This is a genomic window from Fontisphaera persica (genome assembly GCF_024832785.1).
Lineage (GTDB): Bacteria > Verrucomicrobiota > Verrucomicrobiia > Limisphaerales > Fontisphaeraceae > Fontisphaera > Fontisphaera persica.
In genome coordinates, this window is the sequence record NZ_CP116615.1 from 3,302,821 (window position 1) to 3,317,122 (window position 14,302).

Below are 14,302 nucleotides of genomic sequence, written 5' to 3' on the forward strand. Positions count from 1 at the left end.
CACGGGGCTGCCGGCGGCGGCATTCGCTCGCGGCGGCCAACCGAGGCTGGGGCATACAAATCCTGATGCTTATGAAATCTTCCCTCTCCCTTGACAGCTTGACGGGCTGGCTGGCGGCGGCGGTGTTGGCCGGTCTGGGGCACGTGGCGCCGGCCCAGACCCAATACGAACCCCGATGGGAATCGCTGGACAAGCGGCCCACGCCGGAATGGTTTCTGGATGCAAAGTTCGGCATTTTCATTCACTGGGGCGTGTATTCGGTGCCGGCGTGGGGCGCGCCGAAGCAATATGCCGAGTGGTATTGGAATCGCATTTACGACAAGAAACCCAACAATCCGTGGTGGCAGTTTCACGTGAAGAACTACGGGGCGGATTTCGAGTATCACCAGTTCGCCCCGATGTTCCGCTGCGAGCTGTTCAATCCAGAGCAGTGGGCCGATATCTTCGCGCGCTCCGGCGCGAAGTACGTGGTGCCCACCTCCAAGCATCACGAGGGTTACTGCCTTTGGCCCAGCGAACATGCCAACAAGACCTGGGGCCGCCCGTGGAACAGCGTGGAAGTGGGACCCAAACGTGACTTGCTGGGCGAGCTGGGCGAGGCGGTGCGCAAGCGGGGGCTGAAGTACGGTTTTTATTATTCGCTGTACGAATGGTACAACCCCTTGTGGCTGACCAACCGCCAGCGCTACGTGGACGAGCACATGACCCCGCAGTTCAAGGATGTGGTGACGCGCTACCGGCCGGCCATCATTTTTGCTGATGGGGAATGGGACATGCCCTCGAAGGATTGGCGAAGCGAGGAGTTGCTGGCCTGGCTGTTCAACGAATCGCCCTGCCGCGAGGAGGTGGTCATCAATGACCGGTGGGGGAAGGATTGCCGGCACAAGCACGGGGGCTACTACACCACCGAGTATGCCGCGGGCCTCAAGGATGCCAGTCACCCTTGGGAGGAAAGCCGGGGCATGGCGTACAGTTACGGGTACAACCGCGCGGAAGCGATTGATGATTACAAGACGGCCAGGGAGTTCATTTACATTCTTTGCGATTTGGTGAGCCGCGGCGGCAATTTGCTGCTCGACATCGGCCCCACCGCCGACGGGCGCATTCCGGTCATCATGCAGCAACGGCTGCTGGAAATTGGCGACTGGCTCCGGGTCAATGGCGAGGCCATTTACGGCACACGGTACGCCGGGCGCTCCTGCCAGTGGAGCGAAGGCAAACGGCCGGGCCAGCAGTACGGCGAATACATGGTAAAGTTTAATTTGATGGAGCAGGTGGGGCAGCAACCGAAGGGCGAGCTGGCAGTGAAACAGATGTGGTTCACCAAAAAGGGCCGCACGGTTTATGCCATCACGCCCGGCTGGCCGGGGCGGCAACTGGTGGTGCGGGACATCAAGGTTTCACCCGGCACCCAGGTCACAATGCTGGGCCGCGCCGGGGCGCTGAGTCATCGCCTGGACAACGGGCGGCTGGTGGTGGAGACGCCGGCGTTGGGGCCGGAGGAGGCGCCCTGCCAGCACGCCTTTGCCTTCAAGATTACCGAGGCGGAGTTGATTCCGGGGGAATAAGGTCCGCCGGCGGCAGATTCAGCAGGCGGTGCACTTCCTCCAAAATGCGGTGCAGGGAGACCGTTTTTTCCAGGTAACCCTCCACGCGATGGCGGATGGTTTTTTCGACAACGTCCGGGTCAAATATCACACCGGTGAGCAGGAGCACCGGCACGCCGGGCGCAAGGGTTTTGAGCTCGCGCACCAGCTCCAGGCCGTCAGTGTCTTCCATCTGCAAATCGGTGATGACTAAGTCCGGCCGCTGCTGCAGCACGGCCCGGCGGGCTTCGTCGGCGTTGCCGGCCTCGGTCACGCGATAGGTATGGCGAGTGAGCGCCCGGCCCAGAACTTCGCGCACCGAGGCTTCGTCATCAATGATGAGGATGTGTTTCATGCGCGGGAGGCGGAAACGGCGCGTGATTCAGTTTTCGGCGGCGGCTGGCGCAGCAATAAAATGCCGGCGACCACTTTTTCCTGGTCGCGCAGGGGAAACAGGCTGAAATGCATGGGGATGATGGCGCCTTGCTTGTTCACCAGATAACCAGTGCGCTCCAGCAGCTCGCGGCCTTCTTTCAGCGCGGGGGGCAGTGGGTCTATCCTGGTTTGCATGTCCTCGAAGGCGGCCCGGAATATTTTGTGCAACGGGCTGCTGATGAGTTCGGCCTCGGTGTAGCCGGTGGCTTTGAGGACGGCGGGGTTGACGCGGGTGATGTTGCCGGCTTTGCTGATGACCAGCAACGGCTCGCCAATCGCGTTGATGAGCGTGTTGGCGTAACGCACCTGATGCTCCAAAGTTTGACCGGCCCAGACGTGCTCCAGGGTTTCATCTTTCAAGGATTCACCCGCGGCCACGAGGCGCGCAGATTGTGTCTCGAGGGTTTCTCGCAGGCGTTCACATTCGGCTTGCAGGGATTGCCACTCCTCCGCGGCCACGAGCCGCTGGCCGCGCAGCCACCAGAAGCCAGCGGCACTGGCGGCAAGCATCAGCGCCGCCAAAGCGCGCTCCACCGGCCCGACGCCAAGGATTAACACGGCCAAGGCCGCAGCCGCCCCGGCAGCGAGGCTCACGCGCAATTTGGAAAGCTGGCCGGTGTTCATCTGGGACATATTATGCGGCAAAGCGGCCAGGTTGGCCAGCCTAATTGGGGGCATTGTGGATGGAGGGATGCCTGCCACGGCATCCTTCCCACTTGCTCTGGGAGAGCCAGAAAAGCGAAGAAGGGCGGTGAGCGTCGACCCACGAATCCCAAGGTGACGGCCGCTCTGCTGCATGCTACCTTATATCGCATGCTGCGGTTGATCCTGCTGTGGTGGCTGGCCGGGGCCTGGATACTCCCGGTTCAGGCGGTGCACTTTCTGCCCTTGTCCATTGAGGAGCTGGCGGCGCAGGCCCAGTTGGTGGTGCAAGGCACGGTGTTGAGCCGCGCCTGCCAGCAGGATGAAGCCGGCCGAATTTACACCCGCGTGGAGCTGCAGGTGAAAGAGGTGTGGAAAGGCCAGCTTGCCGAAACCCGCCTCACCCTCGTGCACGGTGGCGGAGTGGTGGGTGAAAAGCGCACGGTGGTCACCGGCCAAGCTGAGTTGGCGGTGGGCGAGGAGGTGGTGGTTTTCCTGGTGTTCAACGCCCGCGGTGAAGCGGTGCTCGTCGGATTGCGCCAGGGAGCCTTTCACGTTCAAACGCCGGCCGCCGGGGGCGAAGCCCAGGCCGGCAACGGCTTCGCTCATGCGCCGCGTCTGCCCTCTGGAGCGGCGGGTTTGATGCCGCAGACTGCGCCGCCGCGGACATGGGTCCCCTTGAGTGAACTGCGCCGGCGCGTCAAGGAATTGGAGGCGCGGCCATGAAGCGCCTTCTGCCCCTGCTCTGGATGTGCCTGGGCGCCGCTGGCGTGAGCGGGTTCGTGTTAGATTACGACGAGGAAAACCGTCCGTTGCGGTGGGATTTGCTGGAACTGCCGGACTTGGTGAAGACCAACTCTGTGAATCCCCAGACGCGGGCAATTCGTTATTTCGTGGCGGAGGATGCCTGGTCAGTGACCAACCGCGCGGCGGAAATCCAGGCCGTGCGCGCCAGTTTCGAGCAATGGGAGGCGGTTGCCGGGACGCACTTGAAGTTTGAATTCGCCGGCCTGGCGCCGGCGGGCATGGACGTCAACACCGAAGACGGCACCAACGTCGTGTATTGGGCCAAACAAAGCCTGCTGGTCAACGGCGGACGCGACAGCATCAGCGGCACGCTGGGGGTTTGTTTTTACACCTATTTTCCCGGCAACCTGCTGGCGGAGGCGGACATCGTGCTCAACGGCGTGCAGCGCCGGTGGTACACGGATTTTTCGGCCACCAACGGCCAGGCCTATTTTGTGGAAGGCGTAACGCTGCATGAGATTGGCCACTGGCTGGGTCTGAGTCATTCGCCCGTGGGCGGCGCCACCATGCTGGCGTACGGGGACATCGGCCAGAGCAGCCAGAGCGGATTGTCCGCTGATGAAATCGCCGCGGTGCGCACGCTCTATCCCGCCAGCGGCACCATGTCCAATCTGGCCCATTTGCGCGGCACAGTGACCAAGGGCGGCCAGCCGGTGGTGGGCGCAGCGGTGTTTTTGGAGGATGCCAACGGCACGCTGGTGGGGGGCACAGCCACACGGGCCAATGGCCAATACCTGCTCACCGCCGTTCCACCAGGGGCCTACGCGCTGCGCGTGGCGCCGCTGGACCCGCCGGTGAATCACTGGCTGGTGGCAGGGTTTGAGTTGGGGCCCGAATATGCCGGGGCGGATGTGAATTTCCTGACCACGTCCAACCATCCTGTGACCCTCACCGCGGGCGTGACCAACGTGTTCAATGTCACCGTGACCGCCGCCGTGCCGCCATTCCGCATCACGCAAATCCGCGAGCCAACCGCCAACCCCCTTTCCTTTGTCATCAGCTCGGTGCCCATCAAATTGCGTCCCGGCCAGAGCAATCTCACCGTGGGCGTGTTTTCCGCTGATTTGCCCACCAACGGACTGGATTTGAAAATCACCGGCCCCGGCATCACGCATGGGGCGCTGACCGCGCACCCGCCGGGATCGCCCTTCAACGGCTTGTCCGGCCTCTCGGTGGTGGTAAGCGTGAGTTCCAACGCCACTCCCGGCATGCGCAGCCTGGTGGTCACGCGCCCCAATGATGGCGCTCGGGCGTATGCGCCGGGTTTTGTGGAGATTCAACCGCTGGTGCCGGACTTCAATTTCGACGGATTGGATGACCGGTTTCAGCGCCAGTATTTCGCCCGCTTCACTCTGCCGGAGGCTGCGCCCGCTGCAGACCCGGACCGGGATGGCATGCCCAACACTGCGGAGGCGGTGGCGGGCACCGTACCCACGAATGCCTTGTCCGTTCTCAAGGTGGAGCGGGTGGTGCAGGATGCTTCGGGCACCACGATTTTCTGGCGCAGCGTGCCTGGCAAGCGGTACCAGGTGTGGGCGCGCGACCAGGTGGAAAACGCTCCTTGGCAGGCGATGGGCGAGCCGGTGCAGGCGGCGGGCAGTACGGCCAGTGCCCTGGATGTCGGCGCCACCCAACGCGCCCTCCGATTTTACCGGGTGCAGGTGTTGCCCTGAGGCCATGAATCCGCCTCATAGCCACCCGCACAACAAACAGAAACAGCGCGGCTCCTTATAACAAGAATCACGGCTTCCTTCCCCGGCCTCCACCCCCAGTAGTGCAGGCGTCCCGTCCCGCGGGGCGAGATAAAGCTTTCGTCCCACAGGCTTATTCCAACCTTACGATGCGTGCTCACCTTCGTTACGGCACAGGAAAGATTGACGCGAGGCCTAGTGCTTCCCAGCGCGTCCGCTAGACCCTGGCAATTCTGCAATCACGGAGCCGGGAGGCTCCGTGAACCCGCAGGCGAGGACGCCTGCGCTACATGGGGCCGACGCCCGCGCTACACACCATCACCTTGGCTTTCTGCTACGATGGGGTGGAGGGAAAAGGGGGCAGAAAGGGTGAAGGGGAAACACCAACCACGAATGAACACGAATGGACACAAATTTTGAACAGAAGGAAACGAAGGGAACGAAGAGGAAGAAGAGGCCCCTCACCCTGACCCTCTCCCGCGGGGAGAGGGAAGATGTTAATGGGCGTTGGGTTAATCTGCGTCCGAGTTTACCAGACGGAAGCAAGGAGGAAGATGTAGGAGCGACAAATCCTTAAAGGAATCGTACTTGCCTATGGCCTCCGGCCTGCGGGACGCAGGCTCAATCCCGCTCTGCGGGACGTGTGCTGCCCGAGACCGCCAACGTGCGCCAATCCCGTTCAAAAACCTCATGAAACGGAACCCGCCCACCTCCCCCGGCACATGCCCCCAAACCATCCCCGCCAGTCATAGTATCCGCCAACTCCAGAGCCACGGACACATTATCCTGGGGCATCCCCGCATGGCTGGCTGTATTAATGGGGCACTGGGTTGCATGAGATGGCGTTTTGGCGTTTGGCTTCTCCGCTGTCCATTCCTTGTGTTTGTGGTCAGGCGGTTACGCGGTGGTATGCCGGTATGGTGGGAGGTGCATGTAATCCCAAGGTGGGGTGGAGCCAGCGGTCGGATTTGAACCGACGACCGGCGGTTTACAAAACCGCTGCTCTGCCGCTGAGCTACGCTGGCATGGCTGCCCTTGCGGGCAGGAGGTAATATCGCTTTTTCAAGGATAGGGGCAAGTGATTTTCGCCAGCGGGGCCTCGCCGGCGATTCAGATGTGCTGGTCCACGATTTGGCGGACGCGGTCAAGGGTGGCTTCCAGGCGTCCGTGGGTGCCGAGGCGGTAGATGGGGGCCTCGACACGGATGGGGGGCAAGGCCAGGTAGGCGGCTTTGAGGCGGGGGGGAAGGTCGGCCAGCACGGTGTATTGGCGGGGGATGGTGTTGTCAATTTCCCACCATTTGCCGCCGGGCTGGGATTTGTCCAAAATCAAAACGAGGGAAAGGCGGGCTTCTTTGCGTCCGCCGGCCATGGGGTTGAGCATTTTTTTGCCGGTGAGGGGGCTGAAGTAGGTGACAAAGCCCATGCGGCCGGTGACGCGCATGGTGTCGCGTTCCACGAGCATGAGGTCGTCGTCCATGATGAAGTTGCCCAGGGCCTGGCTGAGGGTGCTTTTGCCGGCGTGGGAGGGGCCAACGAGGAGGATGCCTTCGTTTTTGCGGGAGGAGACCAGGAGGCCGGTGCCGTGGACGATGTGGGAGGTGCGGGAGTGGTAGGTGGCCAGCAGGCAAACGAGCTGGCGGATGATGTGGCTGCCAATTTGCTGGCGATAGTAAAGGATGTGGCGGAAGTCTTCGTCCACCACGGCGCGGCGGGCGCGGCCCTGACGGAGGGTGATGGTGAGGTCGGCTTCCTTGCCGGGGTCAAAGTAATCGTAGGGGCTGAGGACGTTGCGGTTGTGGGCGTCGTAAAGGCGCGGGTCGAGCATGAGGGTGACGTGCCTGCCGCAGGCGTGCACGTGAAAAACTTCCATGACGTCACCGGGGTTGGTCATAGGGGCTGAGGGCATGTTCCGTGGTTGGTTGGAGTGCCGGGCGGCGGCACAAGGTTCCAAGCGGCCAAGCACTCGTGATGCGCCCCCTCTGGGCCGAGGGTGCTGCGCATCAATTGCACGCGGTGGGCAAGCCAGCCCAGGGGTGGCGCCGGCTTCCATGCTGCGGCTGATTGCACGAGGGTCGACCGCTCCCGGGGTGATAAAAATTTGATGCGGCCCAGGGTGATGTGGGCGGAGAATTTTTCCGGCGCAGTGTCCGGTTCGGCAAATTCCGCGGCTGCGCTGGCCACGGCCTGCTGCAAGGCGTGCAGCGTGTTGAGCTGGCCCTCCAGTCCCAGCCAAATCACGCGCGGGCGCTGGTCGTGGGGGAAAAAGCCCAGGCCTTGCAATTGCAAAGGCATGGCGGGGCAGCCCGCGCAGGCGTTTTCGAGGCGGGTTTGCAGAAGGGGCACGCGCGCGGCCGCCACCTCGCCCAGGAAACGCAAGGTCAGATGGAATTGATGGGGCGGGGTCCAACGGATTTGGGCCTGGGACACAAGGCGCTGGAGGCCGGCCTGAATTTCGGCCACTGCGGCCGTCACGCGTTGCGGCAGGGGAATGGCCACAAACAAACGCCAGGTTGCGTCCGCTTCCGGCATGGCGGTTCAGGGCAGGCGCTCTTTGCGGGCGGCGGAAAACAGCCGGTACCACTCTTCGCGAGAGAGGTTTATCTGGGTGGCGCGGACGGCTTCGCGGATGCGCTCCGGGCGGATGGAGCCGATGATGGGCACAATGCCCGCCGGATGGCGCAGGAGCCAGGCCAGGGCAATGACGACGCGGCTCACGCCATGGGCGCGGGCCAATTCATCCACCACGGTGAGGATGGGCGCCGGTTGATAGGCTTGTTGGGCGGGGAGGAGACGGTGGGCACCGTCGCCCAGCAGCCCGCCCGCCAGGGGACTCCAGGCCAGGGGGGTGATGTGCTCGGCCTGGCATTGGTCGAGCGTGCCGTCCTCGAAGGGGGCCAGGCGGGCCAGACTGATTTCCACCTGATTGACCACCAGGGGGAAGGGACAGACTTTTTGGAGGGCGGTCAGTTGGGCGGGGCTGAAGTTGCTCACGCCGAAGGCGCGCACTTTGCCCTGCTGTTTGAGTTCAGCAAAAGCGGCCGCCACTTCTTCAAAGTCGGCGAGGTAATCGGGGCGATGCAACTGGTACAGGTCAATGGTCTCGACCCCCAGGCGGCGGAGGGATTGTTCGCAGGACCAGACGATGTGCTGGCGCGAGAAATCATAGCGATAGGGGGCGGCAGCGTCAGGATCACCGGCTTTGCGAATGCCGCACTTGGAGGCGATGAGGATGCGCTCGCGCATGCCGCTGACTTCTTTAAGCACCTGGCCGAAGATGCTCTCGGCCTCCCCGTCGCAATAAATGTCGGCGTGATCAAAGAGGGTGTAGCCGGCCTCATAGGCGGCGAGCACCGCCTGGCGGCCGGCGGCACGAGCGTCGGCGGTGACCTCGGCCGAATTCCAGGTGCCTGCCAGGCGCCAGCAGCCATAGGCCAGCCGGCTGCCCAGCAACGGTGAAGTTCCCAGTTGGATGACTTGCATGGCTCGATGTTTAACGCAGAGCCACCTCCGGCGCAATTTGGAAATCAAGGCGCGGCCGGCGCCCGCGACGCCAGGAGGCCAGGGCTTGACAGCAGCGGCAGTGTCCGCAAGGTTGACCGCATGAAAAAAGCGCACGTTTTATGGGGATGGCTGCTTTCATCCGCCTGCCTTTGGGCCGCGACCAATGAACTGCATTTTGACGGGCCGATGTCCCGCGCCGTGTTGGAGCGTTATTTGTCGCGGGCCATTACGATGATGGACTACTGCACCGGCCAGGGAGACCCCGAGGACAATCTGCGCATGCTGAAAAATATCGGCGCCCGCTTTGCCGGACGCACGCTTTACATGTGGGGCCGGGAAAACCAGTTCTCCAACCGCGTGCAACGGGCGCGCGAAATCGCCGCGCGCACTCACCAGGTGATGCCGGAGATTATCCTGCAGGGGTGTGTGTTTGAGATTGTGACGCCCCAAGTGGCGACGGTGCCCATTCCGCCGGAAGTGTTCCAGGCTTTTGGGTTGCCGGTGGAAACGCGGAATTTCCGCTACGAGGCGATGTTGTTTGACCAGGGCGTGTTTCTCAATCACTGGGGGAAAAACACCACCGTGCCGGACATGACGAAGCTGGAAACGCGGCTGTGGTTTTACCACGTGGCCACCACGTACATCAGCGCCGGCATGGAGGCGATTCATTTCGGCCAGGTGGCGCTCATCGGGCGCCATGACAAAAATTGGGATGGCTGGTGGGACATGTTGAGCCGCGTGCGCCAATACGCTGCCCGCCATGCGCGGCGGCATTGGGTGCTGTGCGATGCCCATACTCCTGACGGCGGCCCGCGGCGCGGCGAGCAATTGCTGTTTGATTTTCACTCCTTCCCTCTACGCATCAAGGAAGTGGTGGAGCAGCCGCAGAAAGGCATCCTTGAAAAGGGTTACCTGGACAGCATTTACGGGCGCAGCCGCGGGGGCCTGACGCCCGCTGGCTGGCGTTGCGAAAGCCTGCCGTATCTGGTGGAGCTGGACAACTGGGGCGGCAGCAGCAAACCCGGCACGCCAGGCATGCGTGGCTGGACGTGGGGTTATGATGAAATCTCGTGGTTTGCCCATCAGCCGGAGGATTATCAGAAAGAATGGCTGCGATATGCCTGGAAGTGGGTGCGCGAGACGGATTCCAACGGCTGGCTGCAAATGCCGGGCAGCCGGGTGTTGCATACCCCGCTGGACACCCCGCAAGGCAAACGCTATTGGTACTACGCCAACATGCAGCGGCATTTTCCTCAGGGCTTCAACCATGAAGATACCATCAAGGAAATCTGGAGCCAGTAACAGCCCATGACCCCGGGCCAGCTTCACACACGTCCCGCGCCCCCCGATGCCCCCCGCCGGGGACGGGCAGGCTTGCGGGCGCTGCTTTTGATATTGTTGCTTGGGTTGGGGTTGGGGTGTGCTCCATGGCAATTTGAGCGGCCGATGGTGGTGGGGCGGGATACGTTTGCCTTTGCCAATGAATTGAAATGGACCTACCACTATAATCCCGAAACGGGCAAGATGGAGCACCAACGGCGGGAGCCTGCCCCTCAATTTACCCATCGCTGCGTGCCCATGGCCAAAGCGGCGCGCCAATTCCTGTTCCATGCCGGGTTTGACCCAAGGCAGCCGCCGACCACCGAGAAAGAATACCAACGTCTGGTGAAAAAAGTGCTGTCCAGCAACCCGCGCCATGGCGGCGGCGTCTCTCCCCCCGTCATCATTCCCGGGTTCACCAACCTCTATGATTTCAGTGTGGCCCATGAGGCATTGCTCAAAGAGGCCCTGGGGGGAGCGTGGCAGAGTTATGTGCACTGTGGCAATTTCCGCATGGTCTTTCCCTTCTCGCGCAAGGGTCAGGCAAAGCTGGCAGACCGCTGGGAGAGGGATGTGCACGCCAACTATCCGCCGCTGGTGCATGTGGTCACCTTTCCGCGGCTGACCATCAATCACACAATTTTACTCATCGGATTGGCCACGCCGGAGGAAGTGCGACAGTTGGCGCCGGACATTGAAGCGGCGGGGGAGGCAGTTTATTTCAAGGCTTACGACCCCAATCAACCGGAGCGGCCGCTCATTCTTTGGTATCAAAAGCAGGAGCGGCAATTTTATTATCCACGCACCACGTATTTTCCGGGCGGGCGGGTTAACGTGTACGAGATGCTGCGGACAGGGCGTCGTTAAGGACGCGGCGCGGCCAGGCGGTTGGTCAGCACCTCCACCAGCCGCGGCGCATATTCCATGGCCCGCGCCTCGTAGTCGGGATGCTTCCCGCCGGCGGCTTGAATGACCTCCAAACCTGCGGCGGCCGCCGGGCCCAGCTCCACCAGGGCGTTCAAGGCCTGCACGGAGACGTAGGGGCCGGTTTTGGGCTGGGGGGCCAACTCCAACAAGACAGCCAGCGCGGCCCGGCGCTCGGCTTCTGAGCCGTGCTTGCCGAGAGCTTCAGCGGCGGCGATACGCACACAGGGCGCTTCATCTTTGAGGGCGCGGTTCAAATCCTCGCGCGCTTTGGTCACCGCAGGGGCGCCGCGCATTAAAATGCCCATCACCCCCCAGTAACGCACCGCGCTGTCTTGGTCGCGCAGCGCCTGGCGCAGGGCGGGCAGGGCTTCCGGCTTCAAGCCCGAGGCCAGCTCGGCGGCGGCGAGGATTTTGCCGAGGGGATATTTGCTGTCGTCCCGCCCCATTTCGTAAGGCGTCAAACGCGCTGCGCGGGCGCGCTCGTGCAGCTCGCTTTCCGGCAGGAAACCCAGGTCCCGCGTGGCCAGCAAATGGTTGCGCAAGGCCTGGCGCAGCCGCTGCAACGTGGCGGCGTAAGCGGGCACGTTGGCAAGGTTGTTAATTTGGTGAGGGTCCGCTTCCAAGTCATAAAGCTCCTCCGGCGGTTTGGGTTGCCAAAAGCGGGATTGCACTTCGGTGAGCTGGCCTTTTTGGAATAAATCAAACCAAACGCGAGTGGTTGGGGTTTGGAACATATAGGCCAGATACTGGCCGTAAGGTTTGTGGGGCATGTAATTGCGAATGTACAGGTAGCGCGAGTCGCGCACACAGCGGGATAAATCCAGATTCTCATCCATCCGGCTGCGCAGCCCGAAAATATAAGGCGAAGGCGGCGTGGCATACGGCCCCAGGAAAGCCTTGCCGTGCATGTGCGGCGGGGGACGCACGCCGGCGAGGCTCAGCAGGGTGGGGGCGAAGTCCACAAAATCCACCAGGCGCTCGGAGCGGCCGCCGGGTTGATAATCGGGCGGCGCCAGATGGCGGAACTTGGGCGGGATATAGACAATCAACGGCACGCGCAAACCGCTTTGCCAGAGCCAGCGTTTATGGCGGGGCATGCCGGAGCCATTGTCGCCATAGAAAAAGACGATGGTATCCTCGGCCAGGCCGGCCTCTTCCAATTCCGCAAGGCGCTTGCCCACCTGCGCATCCATGGTGGTGATGTTGTCGTAGTACTGCGCCCAATCCTGGCGGGTTTCGAGGACATCGGGATGATAGGGCGGGACGGGGGCGCGGGCGGGGTCATGCACCCACTCATGCGGGCGGGTGCGGATGCGGCTTTCGTGGGTGATTTCGTGATTGAACACCGCCATGAACGGCTGGCCGGGAGCGCGCTTGTTGTAATGCGCCTTGTTGGAGCTTTCATGCCACGCTTTATCCGCGCCCTTGAGGTTGTAATCGGTTTTGGCGTTGTTGCAGCAGTAATACCCGGCCTCGCGCAGGTAATCGGGATACATGCGGATGTGGGCGGGCACGGGGACGATGCTGCGCATGTGCTCCGCGCCCAAGGCGGGCGGGGACATGCCGGTGATAAGCGCGGTGCGGGCCGGGGCGCAGACGGGCGCGGTGGACCAGGCATTCAGATACACCGTGCCTTTGGCGGCCAGCTTGTCCAGATGGGGCGTGCGGGCGTAGGTGTCGCCGTAGCAACCCAGATGGGCGTTGATGTCCTCGGCCACGAGCCAAAGAATGTTGGGTCTGGCGGCGGGGGCGGCGGCAGCCGATAAATATGAGGAGACTGCAACGGCAAAACCAAGGGCCAGGGCGAGCAGGTGCTTCATGCCCAACCCTATAAAACTTCAGGCAGCCCCTGTCGAGCTTTTGCCGGCGGCAGACCAGGTGACAGCCGCCAATACAGGCGCGGAGGAGTGCGGCGTTTTGCTTGAAATGCAGCGGGGGGAGTGTCAGGCTCGGGGGCTGAGCCGGTGGCAGCCGTGAGCTGTCCCCCCGCGCAGTCCCCGTATGGAATATCGAGCCTGGTTTCAATGCATCAATGAGGGATGCGGCGCCGTCCATCCCTTGAATCAAATCATTTACCGTTGCGAGCGCTGCCAGTCGCTCTTGGAAGTGCGCCATGACCTGGAAGCCCTGCGGCATCGCAGCGCGGCGGCCTGGATGAAGCTCTTTGATGACCGCTACCGCAGCAACCAATGGCCGTATGGCTCCGGCATCTGGGGCAAGAAAGAATGGGTGCTGCCCAACATCAAGGACGAAAACATCGTCTCGCTGTATGAGGGCTGCACCAATTTGTTCTGGGCGGAGCGGCTGGGCAAGCTGCTGGGGTTGAGCGAACTGTGGGTCAAATTGTGCGGCAACACGCACAGCGGCTCGTTCAAAGACCTGGGCATGACGGTGCTGGTTTCCCAGGTGAAACAGATGATTAGCGAGGGCGCGCCCATCAAGGCAGTGGCCTGCGCCTCCACCGGCGACACCTCGGCGGCGCTGGCCACGTATTGCGCCGCGGCGGGCATTCAATCCATCGTGCTGCTGCCCAAGGGCAAAATCTCCACGGCCCAACTGGTGCAGCCCATCGCCAATGGCGCGCTGGTGTTGTCGCTGGACACCGACTTTGACGGCTGCATGAAGGTGGTGCAGGAAATCACCAAGGACCCCACCATTTATCTGGCCAATTCGATGAACTCCCTGCGCGTGGAGGGCCAGAAAACCGTGGGCATCGAGATTGTGCAGCAATTTGACTGGGAAGTGCCCGATGTGTTCATCATCCCCGGCGGCAATTTGGGCAACGTTTCCGCCCTGGGCAGCGGGCTGCTGATGATGCGCGAGCTGGGGCTGATTCACCGCCTGCCGCGCATTGTGGTGGCGCAGGCGCAAAAAGCCAATCCGCTGTACCGCTCCTACCAAAAAGGCTTCGCCGAGTTCGCGCCCGTGCAGGCGGAAAAGACGCTGGCCAGCGCCATTCAAATCGGCAATCCCGTCAGCGTGCAGAAGGCCATTCGCGTGCTCAAACAATTTGACGGCGTGGTGGAAGAGGCCACGGAAGAAGAGCTGGCCGATGCCGCGGCGCTGGGGGATCGCACCGGCATGTTCAACTGCCCGCACACGGGCGTGGCGCTGGCGGCGCTCATCAAACTGGTGCGGCGCGGCGTGATTCAAAAGCAACACCGCGTGGTGGTCATCAGCACGGCGCACGGGTTGAAGTTCACCGACTTCAAAGTGCGTTACCACGATAAGGCGCTGGAGTTTCCCTGCCGCCATGCCAATCCGCCCATTGAATTGCCGCCGCGTGTGGATGCCGTGAAGGCCGCGCTGGACAAGGCGCTCCGGGAGCGGGTGGTGTAACCGAGGCCCCACGCGCAAAGGCCTTGGAGCAGGGCCATTACCCGCCCCGCGA

General features: G+C 62.5%; 12 protein-coding genes and 1 tRNA gene. 6 read left to right on the plus strand and 7 right to left on the minus strand.

What is annotated here, in order from left to right; all coding sequences use genetic code 11:
- Positions 1-71: 71 nt before the first annotated feature.
- Complete coding sequence (locus tag NXS98_RS12345; protein ID WP_283845305.1) at positions 72-1,568, plus strand: alpha-L-fucosidase; 1,497 nt, start codon at positions 72-74, stop codon at positions 1,566-1,568.
- On the opposite strand, the gene NXS98_RS12350 is transcribed toward NXS98_RS12345, so the two are convergent.
- Together NXS98_RS12350 and NXS98_RS12355 are read right to left on the minus strand one after the other, a co-directional pair.
- A complete protein-coding gene (locus NXS98_RS12350; RefSeq protein ID WP_283845306.1) occupies positions 1,537-1,941 on the minus strand; it encodes a response regulator in 405 nt (134 codons plus the stop codon). The genes NXS98_RS12345 and NXS98_RS12350 overlap by 32 nt on opposite strands.
- Complete coding sequence (locus NXS98_RS12355; protein ID WP_283845307.1) at positions 1,938-2,654, minus strand: PAS domain-containing protein; 717 nt, start codon at positions 2,652-2,654, stop codon at positions 1,938-1,940. Before NXS98_RS12355 ends, NXS98_RS12350 begins: the two co-directional genes overlap by 4 nt.
- Positions 2,655-2,834: 180 nt before the next feature.
- Between NXS98_RS12355 and NXS98_RS12360 the strand changes: the two genes are divergently transcribed.
- Entirely contained in the window at positions 2,835-3,389 is a 555-nt protein-coding gene (locus tag NXS98_RS12360; RefSeq protein WP_283845308.1) for a hypothetical protein, read from the plus strand.
- Positions 3,386-5,143, plus strand: a complete 1,758-nt coding sequence (locus NXS98_RS12365) for a matrixin family metalloprotease (protein ID WP_283845309.1) — start codon at positions 3,386-3,388, stop codon at positions 5,141-5,143. The genes NXS98_RS12360 and NXS98_RS12365 overlap by 4 nt, the downstream gene beginning before the upstream one ends.
- A 968-nt stretch (positions 5,144-6,111) precedes the next feature.
- Here the strand turns inward: NXS98_RS12365 and NXS98_RS12370 are convergent.
- From NXS98_RS12370 to NXS98_RS12385, 4 genes are all read right to left on the minus strand, one after another.
- Positions 6,112-6,186 (minus strand) — tRNA-Thr (locus tag NXS98_RS12370).
- Between the two features lie 85 nt (positions 6,187-6,271).
- On the minus strand, positions 6,272-7,069 hold the full coding sequence (locus NXS98_RS12375) for a P-loop NTPase family protein (RefSeq protein ID WP_283845311.1): 798 nt from the start codon (positions 7,067-7,069) through the stop codon (positions 6,272-6,274).
- A complete protein-coding gene (gene thpR / locus NXS98_RS12380) occupies positions 7,051-7,692 on the minus strand; it encodes an RNA 2',3'-cyclic phosphodiesterase (protein WP_283845312.1) in 642 nt (213 codons plus the stop codon). The genes NXS98_RS12375 and thpR overlap by 19 nt, the downstream gene beginning before the upstream one ends.
- A gap of 6 nt (positions 7,693-7,698) precedes the next feature.
- Positions 7,699-8,643 (minus strand): aldo/keto reductase, encoded by a 945-nt coding sequence (locus NXS98_RS12385; RefSeq protein WP_283845313.1) that lies wholly within the window; start codon positions 8,641-8,643, stop codon positions 7,699-7,701.
- Between the two features lie 120 nt (positions 8,644-8,763).
- Here NXS98_RS12385 and NXS98_RS12390 point away from each other — a divergent pair, with 120 nt between their 5' ends.
- A complete protein-coding gene (locus NXS98_RS12390) occupies positions 8,764-9,966 on the plus strand; it encodes a hypothetical protein (RefSeq protein ID WP_283845314.1) in 1,203 nt (400 codons plus the stop codon).
- An 87-nt stretch (positions 9,967-10,053) separates the two neighbouring features.
- Positions 10,054-10,851 carry a hypothetical protein gene (locus NXS98_RS12395; RefSeq protein ID WP_283845315.1) on the plus strand — a complete coding sequence of 266 codons (798 nt, stop codon included), beginning with the start codon at positions 10,054-10,056 and terminating at the stop codon, positions 10,849-10,851.
- Here NXS98_RS12395 and NXS98_RS12400 read toward each other — a convergent pair.
- Positions 10,848-12,731: a sulfatase-like hydrolase/transferase gene (locus NXS98_RS12400; RefSeq protein ID WP_283845316.1), complete on the minus strand. Its 1,884-nt coding sequence runs from the start codon at positions 12,729-12,731 to the stop codon at positions 10,848-10,850. The genes NXS98_RS12395 and NXS98_RS12400 overlap by 4 nt on opposite strands.
- A 181-nt stretch (positions 12,732-12,912) precedes the next feature.
- Here NXS98_RS12400 and thrC point away from each other — a divergent pair, with 181 nt between their 5' ends.
- Complete coding sequence (gene thrC, locus NXS98_RS12405) at positions 12,913-14,250, plus strand: threonine synthase (RefSeq protein ID WP_283845318.1); 1,338 nt, start codon at positions 12,913-12,915, stop codon at positions 14,248-14,250.
- Positions 14,251-14,302 lie beyond the last annotated feature (52 nt).

Coding starts and splice junctions, on each gene's coding strand:
- thpR (WP_283845312.1), bottom strand. CDS start 7,692: ATGCCGGAAGCGGACGCAACCTGGCGTTTGTTTGTGGCCATTCCCCTG.
- NXS98_RS12360 (WP_283845308.1), top strand. CDS start 2,835: ATGCTGCGGTTGATCCTGCTGTGGTGGCTGGCCGGGGCCTGGATACTC.
- thrC (WP_283845318.1), top strand. CDS start 12,913: ATGGAATATCGAGCCTGGTTTCAATGCATCAATGAGGGATGCGGCGCC.
- NXS98_RS12400 (WP_283845316.1), bottom strand. CDS start 12,731: ATGAAGCACCTGCTCGCCCTGGCCCTTGGTTTTGCCGTTGCAGTCTCC.
- NXS98_RS12375 (WP_283845311.1), bottom strand. CDS start 7,069: ATGCCCTCAGCCCCTATGACCAACCCCGGTGACGTCATGGAAGTTTTT.
- NXS98_RS12350 (WP_283845306.1), bottom strand. CDS start 1,941: ATGAAACACATCCTCATCATTGATGACGAAGCCTCGGTGCGCGAAGTT.
- NXS98_RS12345 (WP_283845305.1), top strand. CDS start 72: ATGAAATCTTCCCTCTCCCTTGACAGCTTGACGGGCTGGCTGGCGGCG.
- NXS98_RS12365 (WP_283845309.1), top strand. CDS start 3,386: ATGAAGCGCCTTCTGCCCCTGCTCTGGATGTGCCTGGGCGCCGCTGGC.
- NXS98_RS12385 (WP_283845313.1), bottom strand. CDS start 8,643: ATGCAAGTCATCCAACTGGGAACTTCACCGTTGCTGGGCAGCCGGCTG.
- NXS98_RS12390 (WP_283845314.1), top strand. CDS start 8,764: ATGAAAAAAGCGCACGTTTTATGGGGATGGCTGCTTTCATCCGCCTGC.
- NXS98_RS12355 (WP_283845307.1), bottom strand. CDS start 2,654: ATGTCCCAGATGAACACCGGCCAGCTTTCCAAATTGCGCGTGAGCCTC.